Source organism: Kiloniellales bacterium (genome assembly GCA_030064845.1).
In the GTDB taxonomy this organism is placed as follows: Bacteria; Pseudomonadota; Alphaproteobacteria; order Kiloniellales; family JAKSDN01; genus JASJEC01.
Genome location: JASJEC010000037.1, coordinates 23,547 through 43,688, shown reverse-complemented (window position 1 = coordinate 43,688; position 20,142 = coordinate 23,547). Strand labels below are relative to the sequence as shown.

Here is a 20,142-nt window from a genome sequence, read left to right as displayed (position 1 = left end):
ACGAAACCGCCATAGACGCCCGTAACAACAACGAGCAGCGAAATTCGCGGAGAGAAGAGTGTTCGCAATTGCATGACGCAATATTACCGAATCCCGCCGATACTAATTTTGCCAAATAGCTGCGCTATGCGCTCTGACCGGTGACCAGGACCACCCCATGACAGTCTTCTTCACGACCCTCAACCAGTTCCTTCGCGCGCAGCGCGGAAGACTCCCAGGTGCGCAGCTTGAAACTATCCCGGATTGCTGCCTCTCTTTCTGTCAAAGCCTGGTCGTCTTTGGCGAAATACACCACACGATTATACCATCGGCGAAAATCCAGAGGATCGATATGCTCCGTCAACCCCTCGCCCGCCTCGCGCAAGCCCGGGCTGTCGCCGGCAAGTACGAACTTGCCCGCGGCGAGGGATTCTCGGATCGGCAAACTCCAGGTCTCGTAGTGGGACGGGAAAAGTGTCATTCGACAACTCTGATACAGTCTCACCAATACCTGATCCGAGACTCCATGATAAACAAACACTCGCCCTGTCAATCTCGGATTGTTGCCCAGCTTGGTCATAAAATCATCAACCAGCCACCCCTTTTGCCCGACAAGCACAAGTGGCGGGATGTCAACACGAGCCTCTTTCGCAAACCTGTCCCAAAGATTCACCAGCATTTCGTGGTTCTTTCGAGGCTCTATCGTCGCGACGCAGAGAAACGCCCCTTCAGGAGCCCCAAGCTCGTTTTCAGTGTCTTGGGCACCTTCGAGTGGTTCGTCTCCAAGGTATATGACGTCCGTGCGTGGCATCCTTCTGCCACGTTCATCGGCATAGGCCTTTAGGTCCTCTTCACAGGCCTTCGAAATGCAGAACAGTTCTTCGGCGGTGCTGAGAAGAAAGTCCATCGAATCCGGAAACAAAGCAGTGACTTCTGGGGCACAAAACTGCGGCACCCTGATGGGGATTAGATCGTAGATAAAAGCAAAGATGCGCGCTCCCTTATCCGCGGCACTTTTAATCGCATTCCGGTGCCGCTCGGAGGTGACGAAAAACACCAGGAATGGGACTCCAGGTCTCAAATCTACAAGCTGATTTTCAGGTACCTTCTCGCCTTGTCCGAAACGCCTGCGGATCTTACGGAAAGGTCCCTTTTTCTTCTTGTATGAAGCACGATCCGGTGCGCCCTTTCCCTCTTCAGTGTGAATAAGTGAATGGGCTTCCGCCTCGGGCAAGTCCACGAATCCATTCGCTGGTCTGTCAAAGTAGACAAAGCGAACGCTTGAAAACCGAGAAAAGGAAGCGGCGTACTTTTGCACCACTCTCGGGATGCCGGTGACACGGCCACGATGGTGGTAAAGGACCGTAACATCGAAAATGATCACGCATCGGTCTCCGACAAGACCTGATGCAGATAGGCAATCTTCTCGCCCAGATCCTCGTGATTGTTGCCCACGAAGAAGCCATTCGTGTCGATCTCGTCAGCGATCTTGCTGCCAAAGGGCGCGACCTGATCAAAGTACTTGATCACCGGATTCCGAAGAAAGTTACCAGCCACGATAGGGCGGACCTGGACCCGCTTGCTCATCAGGTGCTTAGCGATTTCCTTTCGCCGCCCCTTCCAAGCACCACTCAAGATCAATGAAAAGCCGAACCAAGAGGATTCTCCGAATTCGCGTTGGATTCGAAGGTTCGGATGGCTCTCAAAGGTCTCTCTGAAAATGGATGCGTTCCTGCGCCGTGCCGCAACAAAGCCGTCGAGCTTCTTGAGCTGCACATTGCCCAGACCGCCGGAGAACTCTGTGGGCCTCAAGTTGTAACCAGGCAGGGTGAAGCGAAACAGTTGGTAGAGCGGGTCGTCGTCCTGGAAATAGAGGTGGCTGTCTTCAGGCTGGTCACGCACCCAACCATGGGACCGAAGCGAGAGCAGCGTGTGATAGGTTTCATCGTCATCTGTTACCACCATGCCGCCCTCGACGGTCGACATGTGATGGGAAAAGTAGAAACTGTAGGTGCAAGCATGTCCCATGCCGCCGATCTCGGTGCCGTCGATCTTCGCGCCAAGAGATTCCGCATTGTCCTGGACGAGGTAGAGGTCGTGTTGCTTGCAGAGGTCTGTCAAGGCGGCCAGGTCCGGCGGATTCCCGAGCAAGCTGACGCAGAAGATGGCGCGCGTCCGCGGCGTGATCGCCTTGCGAACGAGCTCGACGTCGATGTTCAGGGTATCAGGCGCAATATCGACAAAGACCGCTTTCAGATTGTTCTGGAGGATCGGATAATAGGTGGTGCTCCAGGAAACGGTCGGGACGATGACCTCGTCACCGGGCTCCATCGGCGCCGTTTCTCTGTATCGCAGCGCCGAAATCGCCAGGAGGTTCGCGGAAGAACCGGAATTGACCATGACGGCGTGTTTCCGGCCCATGTAATCGGCGAAGGCCTGTTCGAAGGCCCTGACATGCCCGCCCATGGTTTGAAAGCCGCTCTCGGCGATCTGCTTGAGAACGGCTACTTCCTCCTGGTCCCAGCTATCGCAAGCGAGCGGATAGAGAAAAGGTTCGGTATCTGCCATTTATGATTGTCCCATTTCTGACACCGCCAGAACGCTCCTGTTCTGACGGCCGTTCACACTACAGGAATGATCCGATCCTCACTGCGTGCCAACCTCGCAACGACGAAGGTGCCTCTGCTCATCGGTCCGTTTAGGCGGCGCATCCTTCAGTGCGCGCCCCAAGCCCTGCGGATCGGGCGTAGTTCGATACACTGAAAATCTGCCTTGCGTCCAGCGCTGCTCTTGCGCCGATTCGCCCTCGTAGATCCGGATCGTCCGCAAAACGACGCAGCCAATGGGCCGCATCGTCGATGTTGGGGTCCGCCCAATTCTGATTGGGGTTCTCGGATTCGCTGTAGATTCGGCTGAATTGGTCCCTTACGGGAACAAGGCGGTACTTCACCAAAGCCGAGTTTTCATCGGTCATGAAGTCGACGTTGCCCGACCAGCCCGTCGCAATCACGGGCTTGCCGAGAAGCATCGCCTCCGCCGGCACCAACGCGAATCCTTCAGACCTGTGCAGGGATATCACAACGTCACAGCAGTTGAGCAGGGCGGACATGTCGGGCCTGCTGAGCGTTTCGTGCAAGATTTGAATGTTCGCCACCCCGTCAATCGCCCGATCCAGCGCATCTGAGGCCTCTGCGTGGCGTTTGACGGACGACACCTTGAGTACCATCTGAAACTTCGGGTCGTCGCCGAAGGCCTGGCGAAACGCCGCTATCGACGCCAAGGGATTCTTCCTGCCAATGCTCGAATCCAGGTTGAAAGCGGCAACGACCACAAAGGCCTCGTCGCTGATGCCGAACTCCGCCCGCGTGCGAGAAGACGGCGACGGCATGGGAACGATATGCGGCACGATCTTGATCGGCAGGTTCGTATCGGGCCGAAAGGCATCAGCGACAAAACGCGTCGGCACCCAGATCTCGTGGACTTTCTCCAATACCGGCATCCAGCTGACCGGTGCCCGCGGCAGCTCCCAATGCCAATAGCCAATGACTCGCCGATCCGAAACCAGCCTACGGCCCATCATGGCAAGAGCACGCGGCACTTCCGGCGGGTTCAGGTGGAGCAGAATCGAACCGGGGTCTCCGGGACGCGCCTTCGGCGCGTCGAACTCTATCTGGAAGTGGCCTTGGTTGAAAGAACTGCTCAGGTCGCAGTAGCTGACTGGGCAACCGAGTTCCTGCAAGGTGCGCACACATAAACGAGCGCTTTGGCCGATTCCGGTGACCGAGCGGAACAGTCCCGCGACGATGAGCGGTGTCTCGAAGGGTGGCGCGACCGGGCTGATCGACACCGGCATGGGTTTCGGCTTTTGGCCGCGCAGCAACCGCTTGAGTGACCTTCTGCTCGTGTACCAGCGGACTTCCGGTGGCACGGGCAACCAGGATTTGGCTCTGTAGTCGAAGCTTTCGACCTTCACACGATCCCTCCCGTGGTGCTCGCCGGGGATATGGTCAATCGAGGATGGCTGCAGGAGAGAGACAGCGGGACGTAGGTATTCGGTAAGAGGAAAAGCGACGGTGCCCTCACGCTCATCCCACGTCCGCGTCGACCTTAGGCAGAAACGACCGACAACTAGAACATGAGCTGGCGATCGGCCACTCGCCGGTCGTCAGCGCGCGCCATCATGTCGACGAGTTCGCTGAACCCGACTTTGGGGCGCCATCCTAATTGTTTCTTGGCCTTGGCTGGCTCACCCAAGAGAAGGTCCACTTCGGCAGGTCTGTAAAACTCCGGATTCACCCGAACGCGCACGGCACCGGACTTTCTCTCTACCCCGACGGTACTCTCTCCCTCCCCGTCCCAGACTATGTCGAAGTCGAAGACCCGACCGGCTTCCTCGACGAACTCCCGGATCGTGTGCGTCTCTCCGGACGCCAGGACATAGTCGTCCGGCTTATCCTGTTGCAGCATGAGCCACATGCCTTCGACATAGTCGCCAGCGAAACCCCAGTCCCGCTTCGCATCGAGGTTGCCGAGTTCGAGAACCTCCTGTTGCCCGTGCTTGATGCGGGCGAAGGCGAGTGTGATCTTGCGTGTAACGAACTCGTGCCCACGAAGCGGTGACTCGTGATTGAAGAGAATGCCCGAGGTGGCATGGAGCCCATAGGACTCGCGGTAGTTGACCGTGATCCAGTGACCGTAGACCTTCGCCACGCCGTAGGGGCTGCGCGGATGAAACGGTGTTTCCTCGTTCTGCGGTGTGGCCCGCACCTTGCCGTACATCTCGGAACTTGACGCCTGATAGAAGCGGGTCTTGGGACTTACGGTCCTGATCGCCTCGAGTATGCGCGTTACTGCGACGGCATCTATCTCGGCGGTGTGGATCGGTTGGTCAAAAGAGGTTGCGACAAAGCTTTGTGCAGCAAGATTATAGAATTCGTCCGGCTGCAAGTCTCTTATTACACGGAATACATTCGAAAACTCCGCCAATTCAAATTGCACTAACTCGACATCATTTTCGATTCCTAATTCTTTTAGTCTTCCAATATTGATCGAAGAGTTGCGGCGCACCGCTCCGTATACTTTGTAGCCCTTCGAAAGCAAGAGCTTTGCCAGATAGGCGCCGTCTTGGCCGCTGACGCCGGTGACCAGTGCTACTTTGGACAAGACAACCCCCTCGTTGCCAAACTATGTCGTGCGCGGGTGGATCGAACTTCAGGCCCAATTTCGGGCCTCAGGTCAACTGGTGGTATACACCTCGGGCGTTCCTATACTCGACCTTTCTTGCAAACAAAAGGACATTTGCCCACTGGCACTCGCCTCGGCGCAACCTCGGCCCTCCCACCCGACCGTTTCGTCCGAGCTTGTTACAAATGGGCGGCGAAGTCTCTAGGCTTGACTGTGCTCTTTTGAGACTGCGTCGGAGAAGCTCATGCTCGATCCCATCGCGAGACGGACATGGGTCTGCGCGTTTCTGGTCGCGCTTTGGCCACTGTTCGCGCAAGCGGGCCAATCCAGCCATCCGTTAGAGCCCCTAGACCTGTCCAGTCCGAGGGCAACCTTGCAGACCTTCCTGGAGCAAGGGGACGAGATTTATGAACTCTTGCGGGTCGATTACTGGGGCACCCCGAGCCGCGAGCATGTTGCCGCCATAGAAGAACGAAACGTCTCGATCGGGCGGATGTTCGACCTGACCGAGGTAGTCCCGGCGGCTCGTCCCGAGTGGGTCCGTGACGGACTGACCTATCTCTACGAGGTGTTGTCCCGCATCGAGCTTCCGCCCCTGGCGGAGATCCCGGATGCTTCAGCCTACGCTGATATCGCGGTCGGCGACGACAAGGCCGGCAGGAAGACCGTCAGCTGGACGATCCCCCACACCGAGATCACGATCGTGCGCGTCGCCGAGGGACAGAGAGCCGGTTCGTTCGTTTTCGATAGCTCGACGCTGGCCCGCGCCAGGGAGTTCTACGAGAAGACACGCGAGCTGCCGTACCGGCGCGATGTACCCTTGAAGAACTACGCCGAGATGCGGCCATACCTGAGCTTGAAGAGCTGGTTCATCTCGCCGCGCACCATCGAAGGGTTTCCCGCTTGGCTGAAACTCAGCGTCTACGATCAAGCCGTGTGGAAATGGATCGCGCTCCTTCTCCTGATCGGCCTCACCGTTGCGGGGATCCTGCTCATACGGAGCCTCGCGCTACTCGCCCCTACCAGGTACTCCGGAGGGGAGTACTGGCACCGCCTGTCCACCCCCTCGCCCTTCTGCTGACGCCGCAACTGCTTGATAAGGCGAACGAGAGGCTGACCTTGACGGGCTGGATATCCGGGTGGGTGCTCCTGGCGGCCGAGAGCATCAGGCTCCTGGCGCTCGCCTGGATCACCTGGGTGGTCTGCTTCGCGGTCGCGGAGACCGTGATCGCCTCGCCGAGAATCCCCGACAAGAGCCTCAATGCGGCCCTTCTGCGCCTTGTCGCCCGGACCGTTGCCATCGTGGCCGACGGGGCGATCATTCTCTATGTCCTCAACCGGATCGGGGCGCCCGTCTACAGCCTGGTCGCCGGCCTCGGCGTCGGAGGCTTCGCCCTCGCTCTCGCCGTTCGGCCGGCGCTGGAGAACGTCATCAGCAGCCTGACCCTCTTCGCGGACAAGCCCGTGCGGGTCGGCGACTTCTGCCGCTTCGGAGACGACTACGGAACCGTGGAGGAAGTCGGCCTGCGGTCGACACGGCTGCGCAAGCTCGACGACAGCCTCGTCAGCCTGCCCAACGCCGACTTTTCGCAGTGGGAATTGACGAACTTCTCGATGCGGCGCGCCTGGCTCTATGAGACAACTCTCGGCCTGCGTTACGAGACGACCCCGGAACAGCTGCGCTACGTCCTGGCGAAGCTGCGGGAGATGATGATCGGGCACCCTAAGGTATCCTCGGAATCGCTCCACGGACGCTTCAAGGGCTTCGGCGCCTACTCCCTCGACATCATCGGCTTCGCCTACATTCGGACCCGCGACTGGCTCACCTACCGGGCGATCCGCGAGGACCTCAACCTGAGGATCCTGTATATCGTCAAGGAGGCGGGCACCGGCTTCGCCTTTCCTTCCCAGACTAGCTACTTCGGTCGCGACGCCGGGCTCGACAGCGAGCGCGCGCGGGCAGCGGAAACCCAGGTGCAAACCTGGCGTTCCGAAGGCCAGCTGCCGTTCCCCGAGTTCGACGAGAAGACCGTCGCCGAGAAGGAGGATGTTCTTGACTATCCTCCAAAGGGGTCTGCCGGCCCCGCGGCGATTCCGGACCGGTCCGACGCCGGCAGAGGCGCCCGCAAGGATAGAGACTAGCCCGGCTCGATGACGTCTTTGTAGGCGTGCCAGGTCGCGTGGGCGATGAGCGGCAGGGCGACGATCAGGCCGAAGGCGAAGGTTACCAGGCCGGCGGTGATGAAGAGCACGATCAGCGCGGCCCAGAGCGCCATTGTCACGGTGTTGTGACGCACCACCGCAACCGAGGTCGCGACCGCCGTGATGATGTTGACCGGATGCTCTGGGTCCTGCGGATCGTCGATCAACATGGGGATCGAGACCACCGAGAGCGAGAAGACGATGGTCGCGAGAATCGCGCCGACGGTGACGCCGAAGGCGAGGAACGGGACGCTCTCGGCCAGGAAGAAGACCTTCTCGATGAAGGCGCCGGTGTCGAGCGGGTCCGGCGCGTTCTGGCTGAAGAAGAGCGCGAAGATCAGGGTCGCCAGCCTGACCCAGGCAAGAAAGAAGAGCAGCAGCAGCAGGCCCATAAGGCCCACCTGGCTGCTGTTGCGCCGCCAGGCGAAGAACGCGTCCTTGGCCGACGGCTTCTCCTCTGAGTGGAGCTTGCGGCTGACCTCGTAGAGGCCGACCGCAAGGATCGGGCCGACCAGGAGGAAACCGGCGGCGAGCGGCAGGCCGACATAGAGCAGGTCGGCGAACCACACGGCCGCCATCAGCCCCATCCCGACGACGGCGAAGAGCAGGCCGTAGGTCAGACTGATTGCCGGCGCCGAGCAGAGGTCGTGCCAGCCCGAGGCGAGCCACATCCAGGGCCGCTCCAGACCGACCTTGCGGACCTTTGGTGACGGCGTCGCGAAGACGGGAATGGTTTCGGTCACCTACGCCTCCTTAGCATCTCCCTCGGGGGGCCTCCCTTCCGGAGGCGTCCCATGATAGCGCGTCACTGCCGGCGCGAACACGCTTATTGAGCCTATCCGAAAAGACCAACCAAACGTGACGCTTAGCGGCCGTCCGCGGGGGCGGCATTGACATAGATCAAGGCGTGGAGCCGGCCTTCGAGGCCCTATCGCGCGCAGCGAATCTCGGGCGTTCGGGGGGGCCTGAACCGGGTCTCGCTTTGCCTGCTCCGGTGCTTGGAATGGCGGCGGCGGCACGCTAACCTCTGTTTGGACTTGAGGGGAGTTTAGGAATGAGAGGGCGAGGCCATGAGCAATAGTCAGGCGACAGTGAGCGGCGTTGCGGGCGGTGCGGCCACGGCCGCGGCGCCGGTCTACGACGACGCGGTTATCCGGCTCTTCTGCATCGCGACCCTGTTCTGGGGCGCGGTCGCCTTCACCGCGGGCGTCTACATCGCCCTTCAACTGGCCTACCCAGCCCTCAACCTGGATCTCGAGTGGACCACCTTCGGCCGGCTGCGGCCGCTGCACACCTCCGCCGCGATCTTCGCGTTCGGCGGCAACGCCTTGTTGGCAACGTCCCTCTACGTCGTCCAGCGGACCTGCCGAACCGGCCTGTTCGGCGGCGAGGACCTGGCGCTCTTCATCTTCCTCGGCTACCAACTCTTCATCGTGCTGGCGGCGATCGGCTACGTCACCGGAGTCACCCAGAGCCGCGAATATGCCGAGCCGGAGTGGTTCGTCGATCTCTGGCTGACGCTCGTCTGGGTGGTCTACCTCGTGGTCTTCGTCGGCACGATCATGAAGCGCCAAGAGCCGCACATCTACGTGGCCAACTGGTTCTACCTCGCCTTCATCATCACCGTGGCTATGCTGCACATCGTCAACAATTTGGCGGTGCCGGTCTCCTGGTTCGGCGCCAAGAGCTACTCGCTCTTCTCCGGCGTGCAGGACGCGCTCACACAGTGGTGGTATGGCCACAACGCGGTCGGCTTCTTCCTCACCGCCGGCTTCCTCGGCATCATGTACTACTTCGTCCCCAAGCAGGCGGAGCGGCCGATCTATTCCTATCGCCTCTCCATCGTGCACTTCTGGTCGCTGATCTTTCTCTATATCTGGGCCGGACCCCACCACCTGCACTACACCTCCCTGCCCGACTGGTCGCAGAATCTGGGCATGGTCTTCTCGATCATGCTCTGGATGCCTTCCTGGGGCGGCATGATCAACGGGCTCATGACCCTTTCGGGCGCCTGGGACAAGCTGCGCACCGACCCGGTGCTGCGCTTCTTGGTGACCTCTGTCGCCTTCTACGGCATGAGCACCTTCGAGGGCCCGATGATGTCGATCAAGCCGGTCAACGCGCTGTCGCACTACACCGACTGGACCGTCGGCCACGTGCATTCGGGCGCGCTCGGCTGGGTCGCCTTCGTGTCCTTTGGGGCGATGTACTTCCTGGTTCCCAGGCTCTGGGGCCGGGCGCGCCTCTACTCGCTGCGCCTCGTCGGCATTCACTTCTGGATCGCGACCATCGGCATCGTCTTCTACATCACCGCGATGTGGGTCTCGGGCATTCTTCAAGGCTTGATGTGGCGAAGCTACGACCACCTCGGCTTCCTGCAGTACGCCTTCGTCGAGACGGTCGAGGCCATGCATCCCTTCTACGTGATCCGAGCGCTCGGCGGCGTGCTCTTCCTGACCGGTGCGCTGATCATGCTCTACAACCTCTGGCGCACCGCGCGCGGCGACGAGCCGGTCGAAGAAGGCTCGCCGCGCCCGGCGTACCAACCGGCGGAATAGGGAGGCAGGCGTCATGGAATGGCATAGCCGGATCGAAAAGAACGTCATCCTCCTCGCCGTGCTGACCCTGATCACGGTCTCGATCGGCGGGCTGGTGGAAATCATTCCACTCTACACGATTGAATCGACGGTCGAGAAAGTCGAGGGCGTTCGTCCCTATAGCCCCCTGGAGCTGGCCGGCCGCAACATCTACATTCGCGAGGGTTGCTACACCTGCCACTCCCAGCAAATTCGGTCGTTTCGTGACGAGGTCGAGCGCTACGGGCACTACAGCCTGGCGGCGGAGTCGATGTACGACCACCCCTTCCAATGGGGGTCGAAGCGGACCGGACCGGATCTGGCGCGGGTCGGCGGCAAGTACTCCAACGACTGGCACGTGGCGCATCTGATAAACCCGCGTCAGGTCGTGCCGGAATCGATCATGCCGGGTTATTCCTTCATGGCGGAGCGGTCCCTGGACGGCGGAGACATCGCCGATCATCTGCGCGCCAACGTGGCGGTTGGCGTGCCCTATGACGAGGCCATGATCGAGGCGGCGGCGCGGGACCTTGCGGACCAGGCCGATCCCGAAGCGGACCACGAAGAGCTTCTGGCGCGCTACCCCAAGGCCGAGGTCGGCGATCTGGACGGCCAACCCGGCCGGCTGACCGAGATGGACGCCATCGTGGCCTATCTGCAGATCCTCGGCCGCATGGTCGATTTCAGCGATCTGGAAGCCGAAGCCTTGCAGCAGTAACGCGGAGGGCGAAGCGCGATGTTGAGCTTCCTTCAAGAGATCTACGAGTTCTTGCGTTCGGCCTGGGTGCTCTGGCTGATGCTCCTGTTCTGCGCCCTGGTGGCACGGGCCTTCTGGCCGAGCCGCAAGGCCGAGATGGAGGCCTATGGCCAGATTCCTTTACGCGCCGAACCATCTGATGGCGGCGACCGTAAACCTCAGGGAGAGCGCTGATGCCGACAAAAGTCGAAAAGGATGCGATCACGGGTACGGATACCACCGGTCACGAGTGGGACGGCATCAAGGAACTCAACACGCCCCTGCCCAAGTGGTGGCTCTACACCTTCTACGCTACGGTGCTCTTTTCCGCAGTCTACGTGGTGCTCTATCCGGCAATCCCCGGAATCTCGAGCTATACCAAGGGCGTGCTCGACTGGTCGCGGCGAGCTCAGCTGGAGGGAGAAATCATTCAGGCGCGCGAGCGCCAGGGCGAGTTCCGCGCCGCCATCGCGGAACGGACACCCGAAGAGATTCGCAGCGATGACAATTTGCTCAGTTTTGCGCTGGCCGGCGGCAACGCCGCCTTTGCCGACAACTGCGCGGCCTGCCACGCGGCGGGCGGCGCCGGCCGGCCCGGCGGCTATCCGATCCTGGCCGACGACGACTGGATCTGGGGCGGCACCCTGGACGACATCCAGACGACCCTGTTCTACGGCATTCGCGCCAACCACGAGGACACGCGGGAATCGGAGATGCCGGCCTTCGGCGAAATCCTCGAGCGCGAGCAGATTCTCGCCATGGCGGAATACGTGAAAGGGATGTCGAACGGCACGGCCGACGCCGGCTCCGAATCCGCCGAGATCTTCGCCGAGCAATGCGCGGCCTGCCACGGCGAGGCGGGCGAAGGCGTCCGGGAACTCGGCGGACCGCGGCTCAACGATAACATCTGGCTCTATGGCGGCGAGGTCGAGCAGATCGCGGCACAGATCAGCTGGCCCAAGCTCGGCGTCATGCCGCACTGGCTGGGCCGTCTCGACGAAGACACGATCAAGATGCTGACGGTCTACGTGCATTCACTGGGGGGCGGGGAGTAACAGCGGCGGTCGAAGCGGCCGCATGAGGAGGGCAAGTCATGAACGATTCGGTCACGGTCGAAGACGCGGTCTCGACCAAGGTTCAGAAAGAGCAGTCGCTCTATGCCGACCGGGTCCGAGTCTATCCCAAGGCGATCTGGGGCCAGTTTCGCCGCCTCAAGTGGACTGTCCTGATCGTTCTTCTGGCGATCTACTACGTCGTCCCCTGGATCCGCTGGGATCGCGGTCCTGACGCGGCCGACCAGGCCGTCCTGGTCGACATCGTGAACGGCCGGCTCTACTTCTTCTGGATCCAGATCTGGCCCCAGGAAGTCTACTACCTGACGGGGCTGCTGATCCTCGCCGCGGTTGGCTTGTTCCTGGTCTCCAGCCTTGCCGGCCGGGTGTGGTGCGGCTATGCCTGCCCGCAGACGGTCTGGACCGACCTCTTCATGTGGATCGAACGGCAGATCGAGGGCGACCGCAACGCGCGCATAAGGCTCGACAAGGCGGCGCTCTCCGCCGGCAAGGTCCTGCGCAAGGTCGCCAAGCACGGCATCTGGCTGGTAATCGCGCTGCTCACGGGCGGCGCCTGGATCTTTTATTTCAACGACGCGCCCACGGTGTTCGGCCAGATCGTGACCGGCCAGGCCGGCCTCGGCGTCTACTTCTTCATCGGCCTCTTCACGACGACCACCTATCTTCTCGCCGGCTGGGCCAGGGAACAGGTCTGCACCTACATGTGCCCCTGGCCGCGCATCCAGGCCGCGATGCTCGACGAGGACTCGCTCATCGTCACCTATCAGGGCTGGCGCGGCGAGCCGCGCGGCCGCCACCGCAAGGGCCAGGTGGAGCAGCCCCTCGGAGACTGCGTCGACTGCAACCTCTGCGTCGCCGTCTGCCCCACCGGCATCGACATCCGTGACGGCCAGCAGATGGAGTGCATCGGCTGTGCGCTCTGTATCGACGCCTGCAACTCCGTCATGACCAAGGTCAACAAACCGCTCGGCCTGATCACCCTCGACACCCAGCGGAACCAGGACAACCGTGCGGCCGGCCGCCCTCTCGCCTACCGTCTGGTCCGGCCCCGAACCATGCTCTATGCCCTGCTATTCCTCACCGTCTCGGGCATCATGCTCTGGTCGCTGGCGTTCCGGGCCACCCTCGATATCACGGTGCAGCGCGACCGCAGTCCGCTTTTCGTGAAACTGTCCGACGGCGGGATCCGCAACGGCTACACCATCAAGATCCTGAACAAGACGAGAGAAGCGCGGCGCTACACCCTGGGCTACGACGGTTTGACCGGCGCCAAGCTCGATGTCGTCGGGCATGATGTGGACGGCGAGGTCCTCCTCGAAGCGGAAGCCGACAGCGTGGCGACCTTCCGGCTCTACCTAACCTTGCCATCCGACGCGGCGCCGAATGGTGGCCAGTCTTTCACTTTCACCCTCGAAGAGCTGGAAAGCGGGGAAACCGCGCGCCACGACACAGTGTTTCGCGGTCCCGAGCGTTGAGCGGCCGGAAGGAGCCCGGACCATGACAGCGACGCCGAGCGCCGAGCGGAAGTCGAACTGGATACCCTGGGCCTTCGTCGGCTTCTTCATGGTGGTCATCCTGGCCAACGGGATCATGGCTCTCTTCGCCTTCAGCACCTGGACCGGACTCTCGACCGATGGCGCCTACCAGAAGGGACTGGCCTACAATCGCACGCTCGAGACCCGGACCCGCCAGGCCGCACTCGGCTGGCATGTGGCCGTCGCCCTGGAGCCGGGCGCGGCGGGCAACGCGGCCTTGACCGCCGTTCTCAAGGACCGGAGCGGTGCCCCCTTGTGGGCCGACTCGGTGGTCGCGACTCTGACCCGGCCGACCCACGAGGGCCATGACCTCGCGTTCCCGCTCGACGACAAGGGTGAGGGACGCTTCACGGCGGAGGTCGGCCTCGCGCTGCCTGGCGTCTGGGATCTGACCTTGACCGTGGTCCGGGGCAAGGACCGGCTGGACAGCCAACGTCGCCTTTTCTGGTCGCCATGAGCGTGATCCTCACAGAGCAGGAGAACGACAGCCGGCCGGCGCCCGGCTTCGATCCGCGCAGCTTCAACGCCAGTGCCCTGGCGTCCCAAGTGAGACGAACCGCGGACGGCTTCGCTGAGCTCGAGCTGCTGGTTGAGGGGGCGCGCTGCGGCGCCTGCCTCGCCAAGATCGAGGGCGGTCTGCGGCGCCAGCCGGGCGTGCGCCAGGCTCGGCTCAATCTCTCGACAGGCCGCCTGACGCTGGGTTGGGACGGACCGGCGAACCGCGCCGCCGATCTGGCGGCCGCGGTGCAGGACATGGGCTATCAGGTCGTCCCCTTCGAGAGCAGCCGCGTCACCGAGGCGGAAGCCGAGAGAGAGCGCACGGAAGGCCTCCTGCTCAGATCGCTCGCGGTCGCCGGCTTCGCGGCGGCCAACGTGATGCTGCTGTCGGTCTCGGTCTGGTCCGGCACCTGGGAGGGTACCGACGGCGCCATGGGCCCGGCAACGCTCGGCCTCCTGCACTGGTTCTCGGCCCTGATCGCCCTGCCCGCCATCGCCTATGCCGGCCGGCCCTTCTTCCACTCGGCCGCCGCGGCGCTCGGCGCCGGCCGGCTCAACATGGACGTGCCGATCTCCCTGGCGGTGCTTCTGACCGGCGGCATGAGCCTCTTCGAGACCATGCGCGGCGGCGACGTGGTCTACTTCGATTCGGCCGTCACGCTGCTGTTCTTCCTGCTGCTCGGCCGCTTCCTCGACCACCGCGCCCGGGGCCAGGCGCGCGGCGCCGCCACACGGCTGCTGGCCCTGCGCGCCGCGACCGCGACGGTCTTGGACGAGCGAGGCAAGACCTGCGCCGTCCCCGCCGACAGCGTCACGCCCGGCGGCATCGTGCTGGTCGCCGCCGGGGAGCGCCTCGCGGTCGACGGCACGGTCGCGGACGGCCGCTCGACGGTCGATACCAGCCTGATCACGGGCGAGAGCCTGCCGCGGACGGTCGGCCCCGGTGAGACGGTCTACGCGGGCACGCTCAACCTCGATGCACCGCTGAAGTTGACCGCCTCGGCGGCGGGGGCGGACACGCTCATGGCCGAAGTGCTCCGCCTGCTCGAACTGGCCGAGCAGCGGCGGGCACGCTTCGTGGTCATCGCCGACCGGGTGGCATCGGTCTACGCGCCGGCCGTTCACCTGCTCGCCCTGGTCACCTTCCTGGGTTGGCTCGCCTTCGCTTCGGTCGGCTGGCAGGGCGCGCTGCTGGTCGCCGTCGCCGTGCTGATCGTGACCTGTCCTTGCGCCCTGGCGCTCGCGGTCCCGGCGGTCCAGGTGGCGGCGAGCGGCCGGCTCTACCGGCGCGGTATCCTGCTCAAGTCCGCGACCGCGCTGGAGCGCCTGGCGCAGGTCGATACCATCGTCTTCGACAAGACCGGCACCCTGACCCTCGGACGGCTCGCGCTGGCCGAGCCCGGTGAGGCCAAGGCCGAGTTCCGCGACAACCTGGCGCTGGCCGCCGGCATGGCCGCCCGCAGCCATCACCCCCTGGCCCGCGCACTGGTTCAGGCGTGTCCGGACGCGCCGCCGGTCGATGGGGTGACCGAACATGCGGGCCGCGGCCTTTCCGTCGCGCGCGACGACGGCGAAGTGCGGCTCGGCAGCCGGGCGTGGTGCGGCATCGAGGGACCGGGCGATCCAGCGCCCGAGCTGTGGCTCACCCGGCCCGGGCGGCCGGCCCAGCGCTTCCTGTTCAACGATCGGCCGCGGGCCGATGCCGGGCGGGTGATCGCGGCCCTGAGGCAACGCGGCTACGCCGTCGAGATGCTCTCGGGCGACCGCGAGGCCGTGGCTGCCGGTCTGGCCCGGCAACTCGGCATCGAAGCCTGGCGCGCCGAATGCAAGCCGGCCGACAAGGCGGCGCGGCTGGCGACCCTGGCCGAGCAGGGCCGCAAGGTCTTGATGGTCGGCGACGGCTTGAACGACGCACCCTCCTTGGCCGGCGCCCACGCCTCGCTCTCACCGGCCGATGGCCTGGACATCGCCCAGAGCGCGGCCGACGCGGTTTTTCAGGGCACCGATCTCGCCCCGGCGGTGGAGTTGCTTGAGACGGCGAAGCGCGCCGAGCGCCTGGTCTATCAGAACTTCGCTCTCGCCTTCCTGTACAACGCGATCGCCATACCCCTGGCCATGGCCGGACTGGTCACGCCCTTGCTGGCCGCGATCGCCATGTCGACCTCGTCCATCGCGGTAACCGGCAACGCCTTGCGCCTGGCGCGCGGCCGGATCAGGTTGCCGTGACCGGCCTTCTCTACCTCATACCCGCCGCGCTGTTCCTGGGCGGCCTCGGTCTCGCCGCCTTCTTCTGGGCCCTCAGGTCCGGACAGTTCGAGGACCTGGACGGCGCGGCGGAGCGCGTGCTTCTCGACGACGAGAACCATGAGCCCGACAACCGGAGGCACTAGTCGAAACGGCGAAACGCTCCCCGTCGATCAGGAGACGGTCGCCGCCTTTCTTTCAGATCCCGCGTCCTACGAGTTCGCGGTGGGATCGGTCGAACGGATCGACACCCACGCGTCCCTGGTCTTCCTGGCCGGTGACCGCGCGTACAAGCTCAAGCGCGCGCTCCGTTACCCTTACCTCGACTACAGCACCCTGGAACGGCGCCGGCAGTGTTGCATCCGCGAAGTGAGCCTGAACCGGCGGACCGCACCGGAGCTCTATCTGGGTGTATCGGCGGTCACCCGGAACCCAGAAGGCGGCTTGGCCCTCGGTGGCGACGGCCCGGCCCTAGAGTGGCTCGTGGTCATGCGGCGATTTCCGCAGGACCGACTGTTCGACGACCTCGGCCGGACCGGGCAGTTGACGCCTACCCTGATGACCGCCGTGGCCGATCGAATCGTCACGTTCCACGACGCAGCCGAACAGTTCCTGCCGGGATCGGCCGACAGGTCCGACCTGGACGAGGCTGCCCGCAGGTTCGGCGGCCGGGCGGACCACGGCGGACGCGCCGGGCTGTCGCGGGTGGTCGATGAGACCCTGGCGGGGCTGGCGGAGCAGCCGGCACTGTTCCCCTCGCCAGCGCTGAAGGACCTGGCCGAGGCGGCTTGGGCCGAGCTGACCCGCGTCGGGGTCCTGCTGGACGAACGGCGCGAAGCGGGTTTCGTGCGCCGCTGCCACGGCGACCTGCACCTGAAGAATATATGCCTGATCGACGGCGCGCCGCGGCTGTTCGACGGCATCGAGTTCAACGACGACCTGAGCGTCATCGACACGCTATACGATCTGGCTTTCCTTCTGATGGACCTGGAGCACCGTGGCCGGCGGACGTTGGGCAACATCGTGCTCAACCGCTATCTGCGCAGCGGCAACCAGGTCTCCGGGCTGACGGCTCTACCCCTGTTCCTCGCAGCGCGCGCCCTGGTGCGCGCCATGGTCAATGCCAGCGCGGCCGAGCTTGAAGAAGAGGACGAGACGGCGGGCGGCCCAGGCAGCGTCCCACCCGAAGCCTTCCGCAGCGAAGCGGCGGCCTATTTCGACGAGGCCTCCGCGTTCCTGGCGCCTCCAGGCCCCTGCCTGGTCGCGGTCGGGGGGCTCTCGGGCAGCGGCAAGTCTTCCTTCGCGCGGGCGCTCGCACCCGATCTGGGAGCCGCCCCAGGCGCCTTGATCCTGCGCAGCGACGTCTTGCGCAAGCAGCTGTTCGGCGTAGCCGACGAGGTCACGCTCCCCGAGGAGGCCTATCGGTCCGAAGTCTCGAAACGAGTCTACGATGAGCTGCGACGAAGGGCCCGGACCGCCCTGGCCGCCGGACATGCCGTTGTGGTCGACGCCCTGCACAACCGGCCCGATGACCGCGCCGCGGTGGAGGCGGTCAGCCGGGACCCAGAATTGTCAGCGAGCGCGCAAAGGGGCGGCGCCGTGCCCTTCCACGGCTTCTGGCTCGACGCGCCGCCGAAAACGCTCAGAGAGCGCGTCGCGGAGCGTCAGCGCGCCCGCGGCGACGCGTCGGACGCAACCCTCGAAGTGCTCGAGAAGCAGCTCGCGCAAGCGCCGGGAGAGCTCGCCTGGCGGCGCCTCGACGCGACGCGGAAACCGCAAGCCCTGGCCGCCGAGGCCCTCAGCGCAGTGCGCGGCTAGATCCAGAACTTTTCCCGGACGGTCACGTTCCGGTCGCCGTCGGGCGCCTCTACGACCAGTTCGCTGCCGGCATCCCAGTAGTCGCGCTCGATCATTGCGATCGCCACGTTGGTCTTGAAGTCGGGTGACCAGGCGGCGGAGGAGACGCGGCCGGCCACCTTCCCGTCGCGGTCCTTCACCGGCCAGAAGTAGCCGACCCCCGGCACTGCCGGTCCGTCGATCTCCACCGGGCGTACCTGCCGCGACGGCTCGGTCTGCTGCGACAAGGCGCCGTGACCGAGGCAGGCCGTCGCCCGCTCCAGCTTGCAGAATCTGCCCAGCCCGGCCTCGAAGGGCGTGTGCTCCCGGGTCATGTCGCTGCCGTAGGACAGGAGGCCGCCCTCGATCCGTTCGATGCCGTTCGGACAGCCGGGCCGGACGTTGAGGTCTTCGCCGGCCTCGAAGAGCTGGTCCCACAAGGCCTCGCCGTACTCCGTCCCATCGAGATAGAGCTCGAAGCCGCCCTGAACCGACCAGCCCGACCGGGCGATGACCATCTGCTTGCCCTGCACCGATACCGGCTTGTGCCGGAAAAAACGGGTCGCCACGATTTCCTCGCCGAACACCCGGCGCACCAGCTCGTCGGCCTTGGGACCCTGGATCGCGAGCGGCGACACGTCCGGCTCGAAGACCTGGACATCGAGTCCGAACCCGCTGGCCAGGCCCTTGAAATAGAACAACGCGTCGCTGTCGGCGAGCGAGACCCAGTAGCGCTCCTCCGCCAGCTTGAGCAGCACCGGGTCGTTGAGCATGAGGCCGGCGCTGTCGACCATGGGGATGTAGTAGCATTGGTCGTCCGCCATGCCCGACAGGTCGCGCGGCGTCGTCATCTGCACCAGCTTGCGGGCGTCCGGTCCGGTGATCTCGACCTGCCGCTCGCAGGCCACGTCCCAGACCTGGACCGCCGACTTCAGGTGGGCATAGTCCTCGGCCGGAGAGCGGTACCACTGGGCCAGCAGCATGTGGTTGTAGACCGTGTAGGCCTTGACCCCGGCCTCTTCCACCTTGCGGGAGAAGGGCGTCCGGCGCAGACGGTTGGACGGCTGAAGGATGAAAGACGACACGCGGGACACTCCCTTGGAAGACGGTCGAATGCTGCGGCTCTCTGATGCGCGATGAGGCCGGTCAGGTCAATCGGTGACTTAGGGTGGCCCGGCAAAAGACCGGGCGTTCCCGGTCGCCGTAGTGGTTGATCGGCCTCTGAAAAGCCGTTAGACCGACCCCGCGGTTCGAGATACGGCAAACTGCGCAGAGGAAAGACTTGTCAGACCAGTCCCCCTTGGTGAGCGTTCTGATCGCCTCTTACAACCACGCGGATTTCATCGGCGAAGGGATTGAGAGCATTTGGGCGCAACCCCACCGGAACGTCGAGATCATCGTGGTTGACGACGGGTCCTTGGACGGCTCGGTCAGTCTGCTCGAAGACCTGCGCGACCGCTCACCTCTGCCGTTTCACTTGATTGTGAACCCCAAGAACATGGGCGTTACGCGCACCCTGAACGTGGCCCTGTCCAAAGCAAAGGGCGAACTGGTGACGGCCCTGGGATCCGATGACAAGTTCGCGCCGGACCGCTTCGGTGCCCAATTGGCGGCGTTCCGGGAGAACCTAGCCCTGAAGGCGGTGTTCGGCGAGTGCCAGACCCTGCGCGAAAACGCCTTGGCCGAGATTACCGGGCCGAAGCGCAAGGGTGAGGTGCTGGCGCAGGACCCTCAGCGGATCCTACATGGTCTCTACACACACAAGAGCCCTTTTTTCATCCAGGCGGCGCTTCTGAAGACTGCTTTCGTAAGAGAGATCGGCGGTTTCGACGAGGCACTGTTGTCGGACGACTGGCCCTTGGTCATCCGAATCTTCGAGAACGTGAAGGATAAAGGGGAGTACGCCTACGTCCCCGACGTGGTGTCCTACTACCGCGAACACCAAAAGAATTCCTACAAGAACTTCGACAGGCACTCGCAGCTGAAACTTCAGGTGATCGATAAATACACGCCTGAGAACCTGAAACGCGAGGCCTACGCCAACGTTCACTACATCATCTCGCGCTGGGCTCTCGACGCCAAGCTCTATGGCAAAGCCTTGCATCACTTCTATCAGTCGCAACGGTCCGGCCTGAACTTCGGCAGAATGCGGTTCATCACCAAGTTTATGCGCGTGTTAGCATCCAACGCTTTCCGAAATCGGACGCGGTCGGACTCCATCCAGAATGGAAAAAATGGGAACAGGCACCTCGGAGTATCTTGAATGGTAGAAACCTGGC

General features: G+C 63.5%; 18 protein-coding genes. 12 read left to right on the top strand and 6 right to left on the bottom strand.

What is annotated here, in order from left to right; all coding sequences use genetic code 11:
* Positions 1-124: 124 nt before the first annotated feature.
* The 4 genes from QNJ67_14030 to gmd all read right to left on the bottom strand — a co-directional run bounded on the left by QNJ67_14030 (position 125) and on the right by gmd (position 5,142).
* The gene (locus QNJ67_14030; GenBank protein MDJ0610090.1) at positions 125-1,363 is read right to left on the bottom strand and encodes a glycosyltransferase; all 1,239 of its coding nucleotides are present in this window, start codon (positions 1,361-1,363) and stop codon (positions 125-127) included.
* Positions 1,360-2,547, bottom strand: coding sequence for a DegT/DnrJ/EryC1/StrS family aminotransferase (locus QNJ67_14025; GenBank protein MDJ0610089.1), 1,188 nt, complete (start codon positions 2,545-2,547; stop codon positions 1,360-1,362). The genes QNJ67_14030 and QNJ67_14025 overlap by 4 nt, the downstream gene beginning before the upstream one ends.
* A 130-nt stretch (positions 2,548-2,677) precedes the next feature.
* Complete coding sequence (locus tag QNJ67_14020; GenBank protein MDJ0610088.1) at positions 2,678-3,952, bottom strand: glycosyltransferase family 4 protein; 1,275 nt, start codon at positions 3,950-3,952, stop codon at positions 2,678-2,680.
* Positions 3,953-4,107: 155 nt separating this feature from the next.
* Positions 4,108-5,142 carry a GDP-mannose 4,6-dehydratase gene (gene gmd / locus QNJ67_14015; GenBank protein MDJ0610087.1) on the bottom strand — a complete coding sequence of 345 codons (1,035 nt, stop codon included), beginning with the start codon at positions 5,140-5,142 and terminating at the stop codon, positions 4,108-4,110.
* Between the two features lie 265 nt (positions 5,143-5,407).
* On the opposite strand from gmd, the gene QNJ67_14010 reads away from it, so the two are divergent.
* A complete protein-coding gene (locus QNJ67_14010; protein MDJ0610086.1) occupies positions 5,408-6,244 on the top strand; it encodes a hypothetical protein in 837 nt (278 codons plus the stop codon).
* Between the two features lie 38 nt (positions 6,245-6,282).
* Entirely contained in the window at positions 6,283-7,305 is a 1,023-nt protein-coding gene (locus tag QNJ67_14005; GenBank protein ID MDJ0610085.1) for a mechanosensitive ion channel family protein, read from the top strand.
* Here QNJ67_14005 and QNJ67_14000 read toward each other — a convergent pair.
* Positions 7,302-8,108, bottom strand: coding sequence for a DUF2189 domain-containing protein (locus QNJ67_14000; GenBank protein MDJ0610084.1), 807 nt, complete (start codon positions 8,106-8,108; stop codon positions 7,302-7,304). The two genes, QNJ67_14005 and QNJ67_14000, sit on opposite strands and share 4 nt — an antisense overlap.
* 327 nt (positions 8,109-8,435) lie before the next feature.
* Between QNJ67_14000 and ccoN the strand changes: the two genes are divergently transcribed.
* Genes ccoN through QNJ67_13955 form a run of 9 tightly spaced genes read left to right on the top strand, consistent with a single transcriptional unit; the run spans position 8,436 to position 17,845 of the window.
* On the top strand, positions 8,436-9,923 hold the full coding sequence (ccoN, locus tag QNJ67_13995) for a cytochrome-c oxidase, cbb3-type subunit I (GenBank protein MDJ0610083.1): 1,488 nt from the start codon (positions 8,436-8,438) through the stop codon (positions 9,921-9,923).
* 13 nt (positions 9,924-9,936) lie between these two features.
* Positions 9,937-10,659, top strand: coding sequence for a cytochrome-c oxidase, cbb3-type subunit II (gene ccoO / locus QNJ67_13990; protein MDJ0610082.1), 723 nt, complete (start codon positions 9,937-9,939; stop codon positions 10,657-10,659).
* 18 nt (positions 10,660-10,677) lie between these two features.
* Positions 10,678-10,872, top strand: a complete 195-nt coding sequence (locus QNJ67_13985; GenBank protein MDJ0610081.1) for a cbb3-type cytochrome c oxidase subunit 3 — start codon at positions 10,678-10,680, stop codon at positions 10,870-10,872.
* Positions 10,872-11,732 carry a cytochrome-c oxidase, cbb3-type subunit III gene (gene ccoP, locus QNJ67_13980; GenBank protein ID MDJ0610080.1) on the top strand — a complete coding sequence of 287 codons (861 nt, stop codon included), beginning with the start codon at positions 10,872-10,874 and terminating at the stop codon, positions 11,730-11,732. The genes QNJ67_13985 and ccoP overlap by 1 nt, the downstream gene beginning before the upstream one ends.
* A gap of 38 nt (positions 11,733-11,770) precedes the next feature.
* Positions 11,771-13,225 (top strand): cytochrome c oxidase accessory protein CcoG, encoded by a 1,455-nt coding sequence (gene ccoG, locus QNJ67_13975; protein MDJ0610079.1) that lies wholly within the window; start codon positions 11,771-11,773, stop codon positions 13,223-13,225.
* Between the two features lie 22 nt (positions 13,226-13,247).
* Complete coding sequence (locus QNJ67_13970) at positions 13,248-13,742, top strand: FixH family protein (GenBank protein MDJ0610078.1); 495 nt, start codon at positions 13,248-13,250, stop codon at positions 13,740-13,742.
* The gene (locus tag QNJ67_13965; protein ID MDJ0610077.1) at positions 13,739-16,009 is read left to right on the top strand and encodes a heavy metal translocating P-type ATPase; all 2,271 of its coding nucleotides are present in this window, start codon (positions 13,739-13,741) and stop codon (positions 16,007-16,009) included. The genes QNJ67_13970 and QNJ67_13965 overlap by 4 nt, the downstream gene beginning before the upstream one ends.
* Positions 16,006-16,173: a cbb3-type cytochrome oxidase assembly protein CcoS gene (gene ccoS / locus QNJ67_13960; protein ID MDJ0610076.1), complete on the top strand. Its 168-nt coding sequence runs from the start codon at positions 16,006-16,008 to the stop codon at positions 16,171-16,173. The genes QNJ67_13965 and ccoS overlap by 4 nt, the downstream gene beginning before the upstream one ends.
* The gene (locus QNJ67_13955; protein MDJ0610075.1) at positions 16,148-17,845 is read left to right on the top strand and encodes an AAA family ATPase; all 1,698 of its coding nucleotides are present in this window, start codon (positions 16,148-16,150) and stop codon (positions 17,843-17,845) included. The genes ccoS and QNJ67_13955 overlap by 26 nt, the downstream gene beginning before the upstream one ends.
* Here the strand turns inward: QNJ67_13955 and QNJ67_13950 are convergent.
* The gene (locus QNJ67_13950) at positions 17,842-18,948 is read right to left on the bottom strand and encodes a dimethylsulfoniopropionate demethylase (protein ID MDJ0610074.1); all 1,107 of its coding nucleotides are present in this window, start codon (positions 18,946-18,948) and stop codon (positions 17,842-17,844) included. The genes QNJ67_13955 and QNJ67_13950 overlap by 4 nt on opposite strands.
* A 218-nt stretch (positions 18,949-19,166) precedes the next feature.
* On the opposite strand from QNJ67_13950, the gene QNJ67_13945 reads away from it, so the two are divergent.
* Positions 19,167-20,126, top strand: coding sequence for a glycosyltransferase (locus QNJ67_13945; protein ID MDJ0610073.1), 960 nt, complete (start codon positions 19,167-19,169; stop codon positions 20,124-20,126).
* Positions 20,127-20,142 lie beyond the last annotated feature (16 nt).

Coding starts and splice junctions, on each gene's coding strand:
- QNJ67_13955 (MDJ0610075.1), top strand. CDS start 16,148: ATGAGCCCGACAACCGGAGGCACTAGTCGAAACGGCGAAACGCTCCCC.
- QNJ67_13965 (MDJ0610077.1), top strand. CDS start 13,739: ATGAGCGTGATCCTCACAGAGCAGGAGAACGACAGCCGGCCGGCGCCC.
- ccoG (MDJ0610079.1), top strand. CDS start 11,771: ATGAACGATTCGGTCACGGTCGAAGACGCGGTCTCGACCAAGGTTCAG.
- ccoP (MDJ0610080.1), top strand. CDS start 10,872: ATGCCGACAAAAGTCGAAAAGGATGCGATCACGGGTACGGATACCACC.
- ccoO (MDJ0610082.1), top strand. CDS start 9,937: ATGGAATGGCATAGCCGGATCGAAAAGAACGTCATCCTCCTCGCCGTG.
- QNJ67_14025 (MDJ0610089.1), bottom strand. CDS start 2,547: ATGGCAGATACCGAACCTTTTCTCTATCCGCTCGCTTGCGATAGCTGG.
- QNJ67_13970 (MDJ0610078.1), top strand. CDS start 13,248: ATGACAGCGACGCCGAGCGCCGAGCGGAAGTCGAACTGGATACCCTGG.
- QNJ67_13985 (MDJ0610081.1), top strand. CDS start 10,678: ATGTTGAGCTTCCTTCAAGAGATCTACGAGTTCTTGCGTTCGGCCTGG.
- QNJ67_14010 (MDJ0610086.1), top strand. CDS start 5,408: ATGCTCGATCCCATCGCGAGACGGACATGGGTCTGCGCGTTTCTGGTC.
- ccoN (MDJ0610083.1), top strand. CDS start 8,436: ATGAGCAATAGTCAGGCGACAGTGAGCGGCGTTGCGGGCGGTGCGGCC.